The 14,810-nt window shown below is 64.8% G+C and carries 13 protein-coding genes; 8 read left to right on the top strand and 5 right to left on the bottom strand.

Annotation, left to right across the window (positions count from 1 at the left end; genetic code table 11):
* Nucleotides 1-346: 346 nt before the first annotated feature.
* The gene (locus ACQP2D_RS29450) at nucleotides 347-871 is read right to left on the bottom strand and encodes a TetR family transcriptional regulator (RefSeq protein WP_433679180.1); all 525 of its coding nucleotides are present in this window, start codon (nucleotides 869-871) and stop codon (nucleotides 347-349) included.
* Here ACQP2D_RS29450 and ACQP2D_RS29445 point away from each other — a divergent pair.
* Nucleotides 788-1,984 (top strand): DUF1295 domain-containing protein, encoded by a 1,197-nt coding sequence (locus ACQP2D_RS29445; protein WP_433679179.1) that lies wholly within the window; start codon nucleotides 788-790, stop codon nucleotides 1,982-1,984. The two genes, ACQP2D_RS29450 and ACQP2D_RS29445, sit on opposite strands and share 84 nt — an antisense overlap.
* An 82-nt stretch (nucleotides 1,985-2,066) precedes the next feature.
* Here ACQP2D_RS29445 and ACQP2D_RS29440 read toward each other — a convergent pair whose 3' ends face one another.
* On the bottom strand, nucleotides 2,067-3,515 hold the full coding sequence (locus ACQP2D_RS29440; protein WP_433679178.1) for an amidase: 1,449 nt from the start codon (nucleotides 3,513-3,515) through the stop codon (nucleotides 2,067-2,069).
* 448 nt (nucleotides 3,516-3,963) lie between these two features.
* On the opposite strand from ACQP2D_RS29440, the gene ACQP2D_RS29435 reads away from it, so the two are divergent.
* The 3 genes from ACQP2D_RS29435 to ACQP2D_RS29425 all read left to right on the top strand — a co-directional run bounded on the left by ACQP2D_RS29435 (nucleotide 3,964) and on the right by ACQP2D_RS29425 (nucleotide 6,300).
* On the top strand, nucleotides 3,964-4,431 hold the full coding sequence (locus ACQP2D_RS29435; protein ID WP_433679177.1) for a hypothetical protein: 468 nt from the start codon (nucleotides 3,964-3,966) through the stop codon (nucleotides 4,429-4,431).
* A 27-nt stretch (nucleotides 4,432-4,458) separates the two neighbouring features.
* On the top strand, nucleotides 4,459-5,331 hold the full coding sequence (locus ACQP2D_RS29430) for an alpha/beta fold hydrolase (protein WP_433679176.1): 873 nt from the start codon (nucleotides 4,459-4,461) through the stop codon (nucleotides 5,329-5,331).
* 90 nt (nucleotides 5,332-5,421) lie between these two features.
* A complete protein-coding gene (locus tag ACQP2D_RS29425) occupies nucleotides 5,422-6,300 on the top strand; it encodes a DUF427 domain-containing protein (RefSeq protein ID WP_433679175.1) in 879 nt (292 codons plus the stop codon).
* A 5-nt stretch (nucleotides 6,301-6,305) separates the two neighbouring features.
* Here the strand turns inward: ACQP2D_RS29425 and ACQP2D_RS29420 are convergent, their stop codons facing one another.
* Nucleotides 6,306-6,983 (bottom strand): TMEM175 family protein, encoded by a 678-nt coding sequence (locus ACQP2D_RS29420; protein ID WP_433679174.1) that lies wholly within the window; start codon nucleotides 6,981-6,983, stop codon nucleotides 6,306-6,308.
* Between the two features lie 89 nt (nucleotides 6,984-7,072).
* Between ACQP2D_RS29420 and ACQP2D_RS29415 the strand changes: the two genes are divergently transcribed.
* Nucleotides 7,073-8,821, top strand: coding sequence for an MOSC domain-containing protein (locus tag ACQP2D_RS29415; RefSeq protein WP_433679173.1), 1,749 nt, complete (start codon nucleotides 7,073-7,075; stop codon nucleotides 8,819-8,821).
* 479 nt (nucleotides 8,822-9,300) lie between these two features.
* On the opposite strand, the gene ACQP2D_RS29410 is transcribed toward ACQP2D_RS29415, so the two are convergent.
* Together ACQP2D_RS29410 and ACQP2D_RS29405 are read right to left on the bottom strand one after the other, a co-directional pair.
* Nucleotides 9,301-10,914 (bottom strand): long-chain fatty acid--CoA ligase, encoded by a 1,614-nt coding sequence (locus ACQP2D_RS29410; protein WP_433679172.1) that lies wholly within the window; start codon nucleotides 10,912-10,914, stop codon nucleotides 9,301-9,303.
* Between the two features lie 89 nt (nucleotides 10,915-11,003).
* Nucleotides 11,004-11,594: a hypothetical protein gene (locus ACQP2D_RS29405; RefSeq protein WP_433679171.1), complete on the bottom strand. Its 591-nt coding sequence runs from the start codon at nucleotides 11,592-11,594 to the stop codon at nucleotides 11,004-11,006.
* A gap of 305 nt (nucleotides 11,595-11,899) precedes the next feature.
* Between ACQP2D_RS29405 and ACQP2D_RS29400 the strand changes: the two genes are divergently transcribed.
* From ACQP2D_RS29400 to ACQP2D_RS29390, 3 genes are all read left to right on the top strand, one after another.
* The gene (locus tag ACQP2D_RS29400) at nucleotides 11,900-12,745 is read left to right on the top strand and encodes an SDR family NAD(P)-dependent oxidoreductase (RefSeq protein WP_433679170.1); all 846 of its coding nucleotides are present in this window, start codon (nucleotides 11,900-11,902) and stop codon (nucleotides 12,743-12,745) included.
* Nucleotides 12,746-12,953: 208 nt separating this feature from the next.
* The gene (locus tag ACQP2D_RS29395; RefSeq protein WP_433679169.1) at nucleotides 12,954-13,865 is read left to right on the top strand and encodes a haloalkane dehalogenase; all 912 of its coding nucleotides are present in this window, start codon (nucleotides 12,954-12,956) and stop codon (nucleotides 13,863-13,865) included.
* Between the two features lie 60 nt (nucleotides 13,866-13,925).
* Nucleotides 13,926-14,552, top strand: a complete 627-nt coding sequence (locus tag ACQP2D_RS29390; protein ID WP_433679168.1) for a hypothetical protein — start codon at nucleotides 13,926-13,928, stop codon at nucleotides 14,550-14,552.
* Nucleotides 14,553-14,810: the final 258 nt, after the last annotated feature.

Below are 14,810 nucleotides of genomic sequence, written 5' to 3'. Positions count from 1 at the left end.
ACCTACCTACACGCCGCGCTCGACGACTATTCACGACTGGCCTACACGAAGTCCTCGACGACGAGAAGGCCGTCACTGGCGCGGACTGGTGGCTACCCGCAGCAGGATTCTTCGCCCGCGACGTCGCAGATCAGCAAAGCTGCACGCGGACAAGGCATATGGTGTCGCCGAACTGCACCTGTGGGTCCGCCGACGCGGATGGCCGTGCGCATCGCCGGCAAGGGCATCCACTTCTGCGCCTTCCTGACACCGGCCGCCACACGGCATGTGTTTTGTGTCAAGATCTCGGCAGGATCTTGCCCCTGAGAATGCTTGCGCTCTTCCACGCGATGCGCGCGGAATCCGCCTACGGTGGCGACGGGAGTGAGGCTGTCAGCCGGTCGCGGAGTGTGGGCCAGTCCAGGTGGGCCTGTTCGGCTCCGGGTACCGCCAGGAGTGCGGTGCCGCGCAGTGTGGCGAGAGTGGTGAGCAACCATTCGTGGAAGCCGTCTCGCGCCGCAACTTCAGGAACAAGCTCACCAGCCAGATCGCTGACGGCGGTAGTCGCGAGGTTCGCCATCATGGCCGCAACGTCGGCGACATCCACATCGTTGTGGGCGACGGCGTACAGCTCGAGCAGCGCACGGCTTATCGGCAGGTTGTGGACCTCCCACAGCAAGTCGAGCAGTGCCTCGAACCGCCCGGCGCCCGGCGGCAACGGGCCGACCTCGGCCTGTACATCGGCCACGTAGCGCTCGACGATGCGCTCGAGAGCGGCCTTCACCAACGCGGCCTTCGTCGGGTAGTAGTGCTGCATCGCGCCCTGGCTGACGCCGGCACGAGCGGCTACCGCTGCAGCGCTCAACGCGACGAACCCCTGCTCGACAAGCATCGATACCGTCGCCCTGAGCAGCCGATCCTGGGTCTCTGCTCGTCGTTCGGCTTGGCTTCGCCGTGGCTTCGTCTGGACTCTGGTCACAATCCGAAGGCTAGTTCACCACTTGCAAGTTACCAACTTATATCTTACCGTTTGCGCATGCCGTACCCATCGAGCAATGCGCGAGGACTAGCGAAGCGCGCGCTCCCATCCCTGGCTTCCCTGGTCGTCCTCGGCGCCATGCTCGCCGAGTCAGCGCTGCGGGATTTCCTGCTGGTGAACCTCGGAGTCCAGTTCGTCATCTTTGTGGGCGCTGCCTGCATCCCGGGGTGGCGCACTCTCCGGATGTCCTATGTCGACATCGCGTGGCCCTGGGGACTTTTTGCCCTGGGCGTCCTGACGCTCGCGATGAGTGACAGATCTCTGCTCGCCATCGCTGTGGCCGTCGTCTTTCTGGTGATGGGCGGACGCATGGGTATCGCTGCGCTCGTCCTTTGGCGCCACGGCGAACTCGACCATGAGCTGCCGCGCTACCGGTTCCAGCGAAAGCGGTGGGCAAAGGCCACCCTGGGCAGCGAGCGGCTCGACCTCGTAGCCGAGATCCTGGTCCAGGCAATCTCGAACGTCACCGTCATGGCCGTACCGGCAGCGCTGGTGATCGCGATCGACGGTGCCGGAATGAGCGCGGTCGCAGCGGCAGGCATCATCGTGTGGGCGGTGTCGTGGGTGCTGGAGTCGGTCGCCGACTTTCAGAAGATCCGTTTCGTCCGGTCGATGTCGACGACGAATAGGCGGGGGCATTGCGATGTCGGACTCTGGAACTACAGCCGACACCCCAACTACTTCTTCCAGTGGATGCAGTGGAACGCGATCATCGTCCTGTGCTTGCCGGTGCTGCGCCGAGCATTCGACGAATTCGCACCCGTCGCGGCGATCGGCGCCGGCCTCGGACTGTTCGCGCTGTCGGCGATCATGTACTGGTGTCTCGTGTTCTACACCGGCGCTGTCCCGGCCGAGTACTACAGCGCGCAGAAGAGGCCGGGCTACCGCGACTACCAGGCACGGACCAACCGATTCATGCCCGGGTTCAGTCGCCACAAGCCATCCGCCAGCCACACCGTGAGCTGAGGCGCCAACTTTCGGCTCGGCAGTGGCGTGACTCGGCGCCCAGATCTGTTTCGGTCCTGGCTCGTGCAAGTCGGTGCGCGCACTACGGTGCCTGGAAGCCGCCGATCTTCTGCTCGAGCAGTTCGGCCAGCCGCAGCGGGGTGCGGTCCTCGAACATAGGACCGATGAGCTGCACTCCCACCGGCAGCCCCTCGGGGGACCGGCCAGCGGGTATGGCGGTGGCCGGCAAGCCGGGCATGGTGGCCATACCGGCCCAGACGAGCTGGTCGAAGTACGGGTACTCGACGCCGTCGATGTCGATGTGCCGGTTCTCCAGACCTCCGTTGTGGTCGTGCGGGAAGGCGGGAGTGGGCGTGATGGGGCAGATCACGGCATCGAACTCGGCGAAGAGCTGTCGCCAGCCGTGGCGGTGGAGTTCGCGACGGTTGTTGGCCTCGACCCAGTCGCGGTGGCTGAGGACCATGCCGCGCAGCCGGGCCGCATCGAGACTCCGGTCGTCCGCGCTCAGGGCGGCGGCGTGGGTTTGCAGCTGTTCGTACACGTCGACGGAAAGACTTGCGGCGGCGTTCGACAGCATCAGCAGCATGTAGAGCGTCGCCGCTTCGGTCGGATCGGGCAGCAGCGGACTGTGCCGTTCGACGCGGGCGCCCTCGTCGACGAGCGCCTCGGCGACCCGGTTCACACCCGCCCGCACCGCCGATCCGGTCGGAATGAGCGGATGGTCCTCGATGATCAGGACACGGAAGTCGGCCAGCCGCTCGTGGCGTGCGGGCGGCAGTGCGACGTCGTAGGCGACGCCGCGGGTCAGCGGGTCCGGTCCGGCCATGACGTCGAGCAGGAGGGTCAGGTCGCGGGCGGTGCGCGCCATCGGGCCGACGACGGCGAGGTCGAGGTCGGTCGGCAGTGCCGGGGCGGGCGGCGCGACCATGCCGCGGGTCGGCGCCAGCCCGAGTGTCGGCTTGTGTGCGTAGATGCCGCAGAAATGTGCGGGGGTGCGCAGCGAACCGGCGAGGTCGGAGCCGATGGACAGCGCGCCGAATCCGCACGCCAGGGCCGCCGCCGAACCGCCGGACGACCCGCCTGACGTGCGGCCGTGATCCCACGGATTGTTGGTGGTGCCGTAGATCTCGTTGAAGCTCTGGATATCTCGCAGCATCAACGGCACATTGGTCTTACCCAGCAGCACCGCGCCGGCCGCCTTCAACCGCGACACCTGTATCGCGTCCTCGGCCGGGACATAGTTCGCGTGCTGCGGCATGCCCCAGGTCGTGGGCAGCCCGGCGATGTTGTAGGACTCTTTGACCGTCACCGGAATACCCAGCAGTGGCCGGTCCTCGCCGCGGCCGCGCGCCTGATCGGCATCGTGCGCGGTGGCCCGCGCATTATCGAAGTTAGGCTCACAGATCGCGTTGATCGCCTTATCGTCGCGCTCGATACGGGCGATCGCCTCGTCGGTCAGTTCCACCGATGTCACCTCACCGGCCCGCAACGCCGCCAACAATTCTTCTGCCGACTTAAGGTTCCATTCCATGAATCCGACGTTATTGGCCTGCCGCAGAGGACATAAAATGCTGGTTCGCGCAACGGGAAGGCCGAACGGGCCGCCTTCACCGGCAATGTCACGCACTCGATCCGTCATCAGAGGTGGCCCGCCCCAGGTCATGGTGTTGGCAGTGGGCTAATGCCATTGGCACAGGCCATGAAATGCCGTTTCGCACAATGGGATAGATATCTCAGTACTCGTCATGTTCCTCTCGGGGCTCAAAGATAGTTGATTCGGTCGATGCTCGGCGGCAGGTACCGATTGGCAGACGGTGGCCCGTATCCGAATAGCTGAATGGCGAAAGGTGTGGTGTCGTCGTCGCGGGGTAGGCAATCGATCGAGAGCCGGCATCTCACCGTCACCTGTCATCGCGGTGACGGTGCCGGGTAAGTGCTTCATGCTCGAAGGAGATTCTCGCCGAAGCAAAGGAGCTGATATGTCCACCATCCATTTCACGGAGACGACGACCTCGACGCCCGAGCAGTTCGTTTCGGCGCTGACCGACTTCGGGCCGGGGCGCTCGAAGGTGTTCGGCAACAGCACCGATGAATATCTCGAGGTCCACGCCCAGGGCCGTACCGAGGCCGATGTCACCGAGGGCTCGCGCGGTATCTGGGAACGCCTGCACTACGACTGGTCGGATCCCGATCACGTCGTGATGACGACCACCGATTCCAATGTGTGGGGCGGCCACTCGGGGCATACGTACAGCTTTGCTCGTCGGCCCGACGGGAAGACCGATATGGATGTTGTGGTGGTGCGTGAGGGCAAGAACCTCAGGGGCCGGGTGCTCGGCGTGGTGGTCGGGACGGTTGGCAAGCGGGTGTTGAGGCAGGCGCTGGAAAAGAGCGTCAAGGCCGTCGAGGCTCGCAACCGCGGCACCGGAACCGCGCAACGCCCGTGACCTCGTAGTGCGTAAAGGGGGTCAGAGGTGACCGCTGTTCATCACCGTTTCGCGACGGTGCAAGGCCAGAGGCTGTTCTATCGGGAGGCCGGCCCCGCCGACGCCCCGGCGATCGTGCTGCTGCACGGCTTCCCGACCAGCTCCTTCATGTTCCGCAACCTTATCCCCGCGCTGGCTGACCAGTACCGTGTGATCGCACCCGATCACCTCGGGTTCGGACTGTCCGCCGCTCCCTCCATCGACGAGTTCGACTACACCTTCGACGCCTTGGCCGGGTTGACCGCCGGGCTGCTCGAACAGCTGCATGTGACGCGCTACGCGATCTACGTGCAGGACTACGGCGCGCCGATCGGTTGGCGCCTTGCGTTGGCTGACCCGCAGGCCATCACCGCGATCATTACGCAGAACGGCAACGGCTACGACGCCGGCTTCGTGGATAGCTTCTGGAGCACCGTCTGGGATTACCAGCGCGCGCAGACGCCGGAGACCGAGGCCAATATCCGCACCGCGCTGACCCTGGAGACCACGAGGTGGCAGTACCTTACCGGCGTCGCCGACCAGAGCCTGGTCAGCCCGGATACCTGGCAGCACGACTTCGCGTTGCTGTCGCGGCCGGGCAACGACGCCATTCAGCTTGCGCTGTTCCGCGACTATGCGACCAACCCGCCGATGTATCCGGCGCTGCACGAGTATCTGCGCCGCTGCCACCCGCCGCTGCTGGCCGTGTGGGGCAAAGGAGACGAGATCTTCGGCCCGGAAGGCGCCCGCGCGTTCGCCGCGGATGTACCGGACGCTGAAATCCACCTGCTCGGCGGCGGGCACTTTCTACTCGAGAGTGCCGGCGACGATGTCGCCGAACTGATCCGCGACTTCATGAGCCGCGTAACCGCCACTCACTGACCTATGCCGACAGAAGACACCTGAGCCCGATAACGCGCGAATTCGCCTCAGCGAGCACATCGTCACCTCGACCGCGGAAGGAGAAAGGCAATGGGTTTGGCATGGCAGCAAGGACCGTTGTCGACCAGGTCGGTAGGGCAGTTCCTGGTGGCCGAGCCGCTGCCGGAACGGCTGTTGTTCGCCGAACCGCTCCGCAGACGGATGCGTGTGCAATTCGACGGGCAGTGGATCGCCGATAGCGAGGACGTCGTCCTGCTGCACGAGCCGGGCCGCTACCCGGTCGCGTTCTTCCCGCGCGCCGATATTCGCGAGGGTGTCCTGGCGCCGGAGACGCACACGACGACACATCGCGACCTGGGAACGACGACGTGGTTCAGCGTGCACACCGCGGACAATCAGGCACAGCGAGCCGCCTGGCAGTACACCGACCTCCCGGCCTACGCCACCGTGCTGCGAGACCGCGTCGCCTTCGCTTGGCGGTTGATGGACGCCTTCTACGAAGAAGACGACCGCATCGTCGGCCACGCGGCCGACCTTTACCACCGCATCGACATGCGCCGGACCTCACGGCACCTGGTCGTCCGCGACGGTGATCGGGTCGTCGCCGAGACCCGACGGCCGGTCGCGCTCTACGAATCGGGCTTCGCGCCCCGCTGGTACGTCCCCCGCGACGATATCGACGACTCTGCCCTGACCCCGGTGCAGGGCCAGACGTTTTGCCCCTACAAGGGCCTGGCCAGCTACTACGACATCGGGGAGCACAAGCGTGCCGCATGGTCGTACCTGGAGGCATGGCCCGAGGTTGCCGCGGTGTCCGGGTGGGTATCGTTCGAACCCGACATCGTCGATGTGTACCTCGACGGTAGGAAGCTCGTCCTCGAACCGGGCCAAGTCGTCATACCGCATGGCATCGACCGAGGTCTCGACCCCGACGAGCTGCGCCAGCGGAGTCGGGTCCAGCCTCGGTAGCCTTGTCACGGCTGCCCGCCCCGGTCGCGCCGTCGCTTCGCTCTGGCGGTCTCGCCCGATATGGGCAGCCAGTAGAACGGAATGAATGCCGCGATCACGGCCAAGCCGAGAACTGGAAGCAGGACACCCAGCAGGATTCCGCTGGCGATCCAGGCGAGGGCGAGCCGGAATCGCCACGCGATGGCTCGCGCGCCAGCGGGACCAATCGTCGCGGCGAGGAGTCGGCGATTTCGACGTGCGTACTCCCAAATGATATTGAACAGAATGGCTGCCAATTCGAAGGTGAGGCCGTGGAACACGACCGCCGTGCGCTGACCGTGCCCATCGTGGAAGGCGTGGGCCAAAACGGAGGCGGCGAATGGCAAGAACGCAATGTCCATCAAGAGCACGGTGTTCAGAAACAGCACCACCCGGTCGACACGACGGATGTGGTCGAACATGACGTGATGATTGACCCATATCTGCCCGATCAACATGAATGTGATGACGTAGGCCAGATAGGACGGCCAGAGGGTGGCGAGGCCGTGGAGCAGGTTCTGGGTATCTTCCGGTACCCGGATCTCCAGGACCAGCAGAGTGACGGCGATGGCAATGACGGCATCGCTGAACGCCACGACTCGCGCGGGATCGCGCTCGGCGCCGAAGGCTGTCGAGCTCGTCTGCTCGCCGACGGGTTCTGCCATTGCCCCAGTGTGCGGTACTGAACGCCGCCGGAAGGGTACGGTCGACAACATCGCCGATGCCGCGCTGTGGCAGGAGGGAGGCGAGCGGGATGCCACAGCTGTTATCACTCAACATCGGGCTACCGAAGGACGTGCCGTGGCATGGCCGGACCGTCCACACCGGCATCTTCAAATACCCCGTCGCTGGGCCGCTGATGGTCCGCAAGCTCAACATCGACGGGGACGGCCAAGGCGATCTCGTAGGTCACGGCGGCGAAATACGCGCCGTACTCGTCTACCAACGTCAGTCCTACGACTTCTGGCGGCATTACCTCGGACGTGACGACCTCGAATACGGCCGGTTCGGTGAGAACTTCACCGTCGACGGCCTACCGGACGACGAAGTCAACATCGGCGACCGCTATCGCATCGGTGACGCCGAATTCGAGGTCACCCAACCTCGCGTCACCTGTTTCCGGGTCGGTATGCGCTTGGGCGAACCCGAGATGCCCGCGCTGCTCGTCGCGCATCACCGGCCCGGCTTCTATTTCCGGGTCATCACCGAAGGCCACGTCCGAGCCGGTGACGAGATCGTGCGTACCCGCCTGGGTCGGCACCGAATGAGTGTCGCCACGATCGACGCGCTGCTCTACCTGCCCGATCGCGACATCGACCAACTCCGCAAAGCGGTCGACATCCCCGCACTCAGCCAGGGCTGGCAGGCATCGTTTCACGACCTGCTCGACGCGGCGACCAGATCACCCGCCACCACACCACTGCCTGGTACCGAACCCGTCGGTTGGCCCGGCTTCCGGCCACTGCGTGTCTCCCGCGTGGTACCTGAGAACGCAGCCGTGACATCGATCTACCTGGAGACCGAGGATCACCGCCCGCTGCCCCGGCCGCAACCCGGCCAGTACCTCACCCTTCGTCTGCCCGACGCAGCCCAACCTGCACCGGTACGCAATTACTCGCTGTCTGCGGCTCCATCCGACCGTGAGTACCGAATCAGCGTCAAACGTGAGGCGCACGGCGTTGTGAGTACCTACCTTCACACGCGCCTCCGGGCCGGCGCAGTGCTCGAAATCGCCTCCCCACGAGGCGACTTCGTCCTGCCGGAGGGCAACGACACCAGCCCCGTGATCCTGCTGTCCGCCGGAATCGGAGTGACCCCGGTCCTGGCGATGCTGCACACACTCGCCGCTGCCCGCAGCACGCGCGATATCTGGTGGGTGCACGCTGCGCGCTCAGCTGCCGAGCACACCTTCGCCGACGAGGCCCATCAACTTCTGGGCTCTCTCATCCACGGCCATGAGCATGTTTTCTATACCCGCGAAAGCTCTGCGGCGAACCTGGCCCCGACGGTCACATCAGGTCGCCTCGACTACGACGCCTTGGCCGCGCTTCACCTGCCCACGGCCGCGACCGTTTACCTGTGCGGCCCCGATGCGTTCATGACTGCCATGCGCGAGGCGCTCACGAAACTCGGCCTGGATGCCACCAGCATCCGCACCGAGTTGTTCGGGTCACGGCCGGCGATCAATCCCGGCCTCACCGGTGTCACTCGCGAAGCCCCGCATCGACCGCCCGGGCCCCTGGGCACCGGGCCTCGAATCGCCTTTACCCGAAGCGGACTCACGGTGCCATGGAGCGACGACTATGGCACTGTCCTCGAATTCGCCGAAGCCTGCGACATACCCACCCAATGGTCCTGCCGCACCGGCGTCTGCCACACCTGCCAGACGCCGATTCTCGCCGGTACGGTCCGATACGAACCCCGGCCGCTGGAACCCCCAGCACTGGGCACCGTGCTCGTCTGCTGCTCACAACCAGAGACGGACCTCATCCTGGATCTCTAGTGGGGAGTGTCCGATCAGGTTTCCGGATCACCGGGCCAGCCCACGGTCACCGGAACATACCGGCGTCCTCGTTTCACGGCGCGGCCCCGGCGCTGAGCGTCGGATTCATCAGTGGACACTAGGCCGCTGCGAGGTCAGCGGCTCGCGATGGGGGTGTCGAGTCGATCTGCGCCGCACTGTCCGAGCTCGGCGTCGAAATCGCCCCGCCAACGTATTACCAATACCGCCAACGTGTTCCGAACCCGCGCGAGGAACGACACGAGAGACTCGAGTTCGAAATCCGCCGGGCGCATGCGGACAACTTCGGCGTCTACGAGGCAGACGACTGATCGGCATTGGCACCGAGCAGGTAGGGCCCTCGAAACTTTCGGTGGCTGCCGGCGATCCTTTTCGACCGTGATGGGGGCGGGAGTGGTGATCTCCCGCCCCAACGCGGTACGGCTGGTCCGACGACTTTCGGCCGCCGGTAGGTTTGCAGGTCACGGCCGATCGGCAGCCGAAAACCTTTCGCGCAAAGCGATTTTCTTGAACTTTCCAGTGGCCGTCCGGGGAATCGCGGGAATGAACTCGAATCGTTCGGGCAGCTGCCAGCGGGCGAATTCTGCCGCCAGATGTTCGCGCAACTGGTCTGGACCCGTCGTCGCACCGTCGCGCAGGGCGACGACCGCCAACGGGCGCTCGCCCCACCGCGAGTCGGGAATGGCGATCACCGCCGCCTCCGCCACCGCCGGGTGCGCCATCAGGTGATTCTCCAGGTCCACTGAGGAGATCCACTCGCCACCGGATTTCACCAGGTCCTTGGCCCGGTCGCAGATCCAGATGCAGCCACGGTGGTCTATGCGGACGATGTCCCCGGTACGGAACCAGCCATCTGGTGTGAAACTGTCCGTTCCCTTGCCGTTGTGATATTCGGCGGCCACCCACGGTCCGCGTACTTCCAGTTCACCCATGGCGCGGTCGTCCCACTCGATGAACTCACCGGTATCGCTACGTGCGCGAATGTCGAAGAACGGCATAGCGACTCCCTGCCGGGCCCGGAACTTGTATTGCTCATCCGTGCTGCTCTCCTGGAGGTCTGCGGGCAGACGGCTGACGGCGCCCAGCGGCGCGGTCTCGGTCATTCCCCACGCCTGGACGACCGTGAGGCCGTGGCGGTCGTATCCCTCGAGCATGCTGCGCGGCACCGCGGCACCGCCGACGATCAGCCGGTCCAGGCGGCTGAGGTCCCAGCGTTGCGGTTCGGCGTCGAGCGCGTCGAGCATCGCCATCCACACGGTCGGGACTCCCGCCGTCATGGTGACCCGTTCGGCGGCGAGCAGATCGAGCACGCTGGCCGAGTCCAGCCGCGATCCGGGCAGTACCAGCCCCGCCCCGAGCAGAGCGGCCGCATAGGGCAGACCCCAGGCGTTGGCGTGGAACATGGGCACGACCGGCAGCAGTGTGTCCCGTGCCGATACGCCCAGCGCATCGGGGAGTGCCGCGGCCAGCGAATGGAGCACCAGCGCCCGATGCGAATACACCACCCCTTTCGGTCGGCCCGTGGTGCCGGACGTGTAACACATTGCGGCGGCGCGTCGCTCGTCGAGAATCGGCCACACCATCGGCTCCGCGGCGCCGATCAAAGTCTCGTAGTCGAGCATTCCGTCGGGCGCCGGATCATCGCGGGTAATGGAGATGATGTGCTCGAACGGATGCGCGTGGCGGAAGCTCTCGAACACCTCGAGTAGGGATTCGTCGACCACGATCACCCGGTCCTGGGCGTCTTCCACGATGAAGGCGAGTTCATCGGAATGCAGCCTGGGGTTGAGGGTGTGTACGACCGCCCCCATTGCGGGAACCGCGAAGTACAGCTCCAAGTGCTCGGCCTGATTCCACAACAGCGTCGCGACCCGGTCGCCGTCGCGGACTCCGAGCTCTGCCAAGGCCGAGGCCAGCTGGCGCGCGCGGACGGCGCACGCGCCGAGCGTGGTCCGCTCAACTCTGCCGTCGGGGCAGCGTGAGACGACCTTCGCTGTGTCGTGGAAGCGCTCGGCGCGTTCCACCACCGCGGTCAGCGACAGCGGATAGTCATCCATGGTCAGTCCATTGATCACGTACAACTCCTGAATGATCTGGGCGCGACAGGCCACCTCGGAACGCCCGCGGACGCGATGACATCTTCGGGTGGCTCGATCGTCTGCGTTCAGAATGTGCGGGCGGGCAGCGGCTTGATCAGCGGGGCCAGCAGGATTGCGGACTGCTCAACCGTGAGCACCTCCGACGGGTCGAGTTCGATGATCTCGCGCACGGATTCGTCGATCTCCCACACGTCCTCCCCGACCAGACGGCCTTGGTCGTCGTAGGGCCAGATCATGTGCTCGACGTTCTTGACGAGATAGGTAGCGGCCGGGTCCACGTCCGCGCCGGCCTCGGCGAGAATGACGCCGGGTGTCTGCTGATAGATCGCCGCGGTCGAGCAGATCGTGTTGTCGCCGACCGCGAGCTTTTCGTCGTCGACGTAGAAGATGCACTGTCCGGTGCCGGCCCATTCGTTGTAGACGGCCTGCACGGCTTCGGCCCCGTCCAAGACGGTATTGATGCCGAACACGTTGAAGTGGTAGACGGGGTGCGCGACGGTCATCGCCGGGTCGAAGATCTCTTGCCAGCGGCCGGCCATCTCCAGGTAGCGGTGCCGGTTGTAGGCGTGCAGCAGGTACAGGTGGCGCGGGTTGTCGGTGATCTCGATCAGCCGCTCCACAGCGAGGTTGGTCTTGGTGATGTCGAACCGGCTCATATCGCGGTTCCTTCCTGCCACCGATTCGCGGCGTAATGCGAAGGTCTGCGGGCCGCAGGACATCTGCGTGCGACCTCCGAATAGAACGTGGCCGATCGGCCACGACACGCCACACTAGGAGACGCAGTTCACAATCTTCTCGTTGCGGGACAACAATCTTCCCGAAATCAATTGTGCTCGCATCACATCTGCAACCGGCTGGCCGGCAATTCCAAAATACGAACTGTGGCCAGCTGACAATGGAAGACGAAAATACTGGAGTGAGCGCACGAGCCACCATTACGACAGCGCTCTAACTTACGACCATGCTCACATCTCGATCCAGAATTTCGACGTCCAACCTCAACGACCACGTCGTAGTCATCACCGGCGCCGGCAGCGGTATCGGTCGCGAACTCGCGCTGCTGTGCGCCGCCCGGGGCGCCGACCTCGCCCTGTGTGACATCAATGAGACCGGTCTGGCCGAAACCGCCGATGTGGCGCGCAGTGCCGGGCGCGACGTCGTGACCGCCCGCGTCGACGTGTCCGACGCCGCGCAGATGACCGCATTCGCCGACGCGACCCTCGGCCATTTCGAGGGCGTCGACGTGATCGTCAACAACGCGGGCGTCGGACTCATCGGCGGGTTCCTCGACACCACTGTCGAGGACTGGGAATGGTTGGTCTCGATCAATCTGATGGGTGTCGTCCACGGCTGCAGTGCGTTCATTCCCGCCATGATCGAGCGAGGCCACGGCGGTCATGTCGTCAACCTCGCGTCGGCGGCCGGCCTGCTCGCAAACCCACAACTGTCCGCGTACAGCGCCACGAAGTTCGCCGTCCTCGGCCTATCCGAGGCATTGCGAACCGAACTCGCGCCGGAAAGGATCGGCGTCACCGCCATCTGTCCCGGTGTTATCAACACCGCGATTACCCAGACCAGTCCAATTCGAGGCGAGAACATCGACGGGCGACGCGAAAACCTCGCGGCGACCTACAAGAAGCGCGGCTACACCCCCGAACGTGTCGCCCGCAATATCCTCCGCGCAGTCGATCGCGACCGGGCGGTCGCCCCGATCGCCGCCGAGGCCCACCTCATGTACGTGCTGTCGCGAGCCACTCCGCCGTTGGCCCGCTGGATTTCCGGCAAACTCGCCGCCGTGGCCAAATGATGCGGAAGGAAATTGAGCTGCCCGGTGATGTCACCCGATCCGCCGGCTTGTCGCGCGGGCACAACCTTGGCACCGAACTTTGGCGTAGAGCGCCGAGACAATCGGTGTGCGGCCACCTAACTTCGGGTCCGCGGCCAACAGCCGCCGTAAAACAGAAGTAAGGAGATTCGATGCATACCGTGGATAAACTCGCCGGTCAGGTTCGGCCGTGCTGACGCTGCGCACTCCCGAGGAGCGGTTCACTGAACTGCCCGACTTTCCCTACGCTCCTCGGTATTGCGAGGTCGACGACACCGAGGGCGGATCGCTGCGGATGGCGTGGGTCGAGGCCGGGCCCGAGGACGCAGACCCGATCCTGATGCTGCACGGCGAGCCGTCGTGGTCGTTTCTGTACCGGCGGATGATCCCGATCCTGGCCGCGGCCGGCCATCGGGTCATCTGCCCCGATCTGGTCGGCTTCGGTCGTTCCGACAAACCGACCCGCCGCGAAGATCACACCTACGCCCGGCATGTCGAATGGGTGCGCGCGCTCGCCTTCGACGCATTGGACCTGAATAACGTCACCCTGGTCGGCCAGGACTGGGGCGGGCTGATCGGGTTGCGGCTGGCCGCCGAACATCCTCAACTGTTTTCGCACATCGTGGTCGCCAACACCGGTCTGCCGGCCGGTGACTTCCCGATGCCCGAGATCTGGTGGCAGTTCCGGGAAGCCATCCAGAGCCAACCGACGATCGATGTCGGCGGATTCATCCAGTGGGGTTGCACTCAGGTGATGAGCGACGCGGTACGCGCCGGATACGACGCACCGTTCCCCGACGACAGCTACTGTGCCGGCCCGCGGGTGATGCCCGGCCTGGTGCCCACCTCGCCCGATGACCCGGCCGCGCCGGCCAACCGGGCGGCCTGGGCGGCGCTGTGTCAGAGCACGACACCGATGTTGGTGGCGTTCAGCGACTCCGATCCGATCACCGGCCCGATGGGGGGCGTCCTGCAAACCGAGATGCGTGGCGCTCAGGGCATCGAACATCCGGTCATCCGCGGTGCGGGCCATTTCCTGCAGGAGGACTCCGGTGAGGAACTCGCCAGGCACATCGTCGACTTCTTGGCGAAATCAGCCTGACCCACGATTTCTTTCATGAGTCGAACAACAAACAATTATCCGGCACAAAGGAATCAATAAATGAGCCGTTTCGATATCACCCAGACCAACATCGCCGTGGAGCGACTGATCGAGACCACCGAGAACCCCCGCCACCTCTATCTTCTACACGCCTATAACCGGCACCGTTATCTGGAGATGGCGGGCCGCTTCGAAGAGATCTTCGCGCCCGATATGACGGTGGCGGAGCCCGTCTACCACTTCAATTTGTTCGGCATGAACACCACGCTCGCTGGGGCCGAGGCCGTCAAGGGGGTTTATCGGGAGTGGACCGGCACGGCGCAGTGCGTCTTCTACACCGGTGGCGACGAGAAATTGGCGGTCAGCGACACCATGATCGTCTCGTCGGCCACGCTGTACCAGCAGACACCGGGAAGCGTCCTCGTGGACGCGGGCGTTCCGGTCGACCCCGACGCCACCTATTTGATGAAAACCCGGGAGCATATGATCTGGCCCTACGACGATGAGGGCCGCTTGGTCGGCGAGGACGTCTGGGAATACGACGAGTCGCTGCGCGAAGTCATCCCGCTCGACCCGAGTGAGGTTCTCACCGTCGAGCAGTCCGGCAGACTGCTCTCCCCGCTCATCAAGCCGCTCCCGGCCTTCAATCCCTTCACCGGCCGAACACAACAACCGGTCGCGTCGTAACCGAGGTCCATCGTCACTGTCGGTCTTGGCGGGTAACGGGTGGCCGAGCTGCCCTACCGGGCATGATCGCGGTCCGACATTGTTGACCACTACGTCCACGCCATGCTCAGCTGTGGTGGCGTTGGGCAGGGGTGGGTTCCCCCGAATGGTGGAGTGGGGGTTGAGCGGCTGGAGCAGCCGCTGAGAGTGACTTCACTGATCATGCCGATCGGGGAAGACGGCGCTTACTGTTGTACCAGAGCATCCATTTGTCAACTG

This window comes from Nocardia sp. CA-119907 (assembly GCF_050955995.1).
GTDB lineage: Bacteria > Actinomycetota > Actinomycetes > Mycobacteriales > Mycobacteriaceae > Nocardia.
The sequence above is the reverse complement of the archived record's forward strand: the minus strand, read 5'-3'. Positions and strand labels throughout refer to the sequence as shown.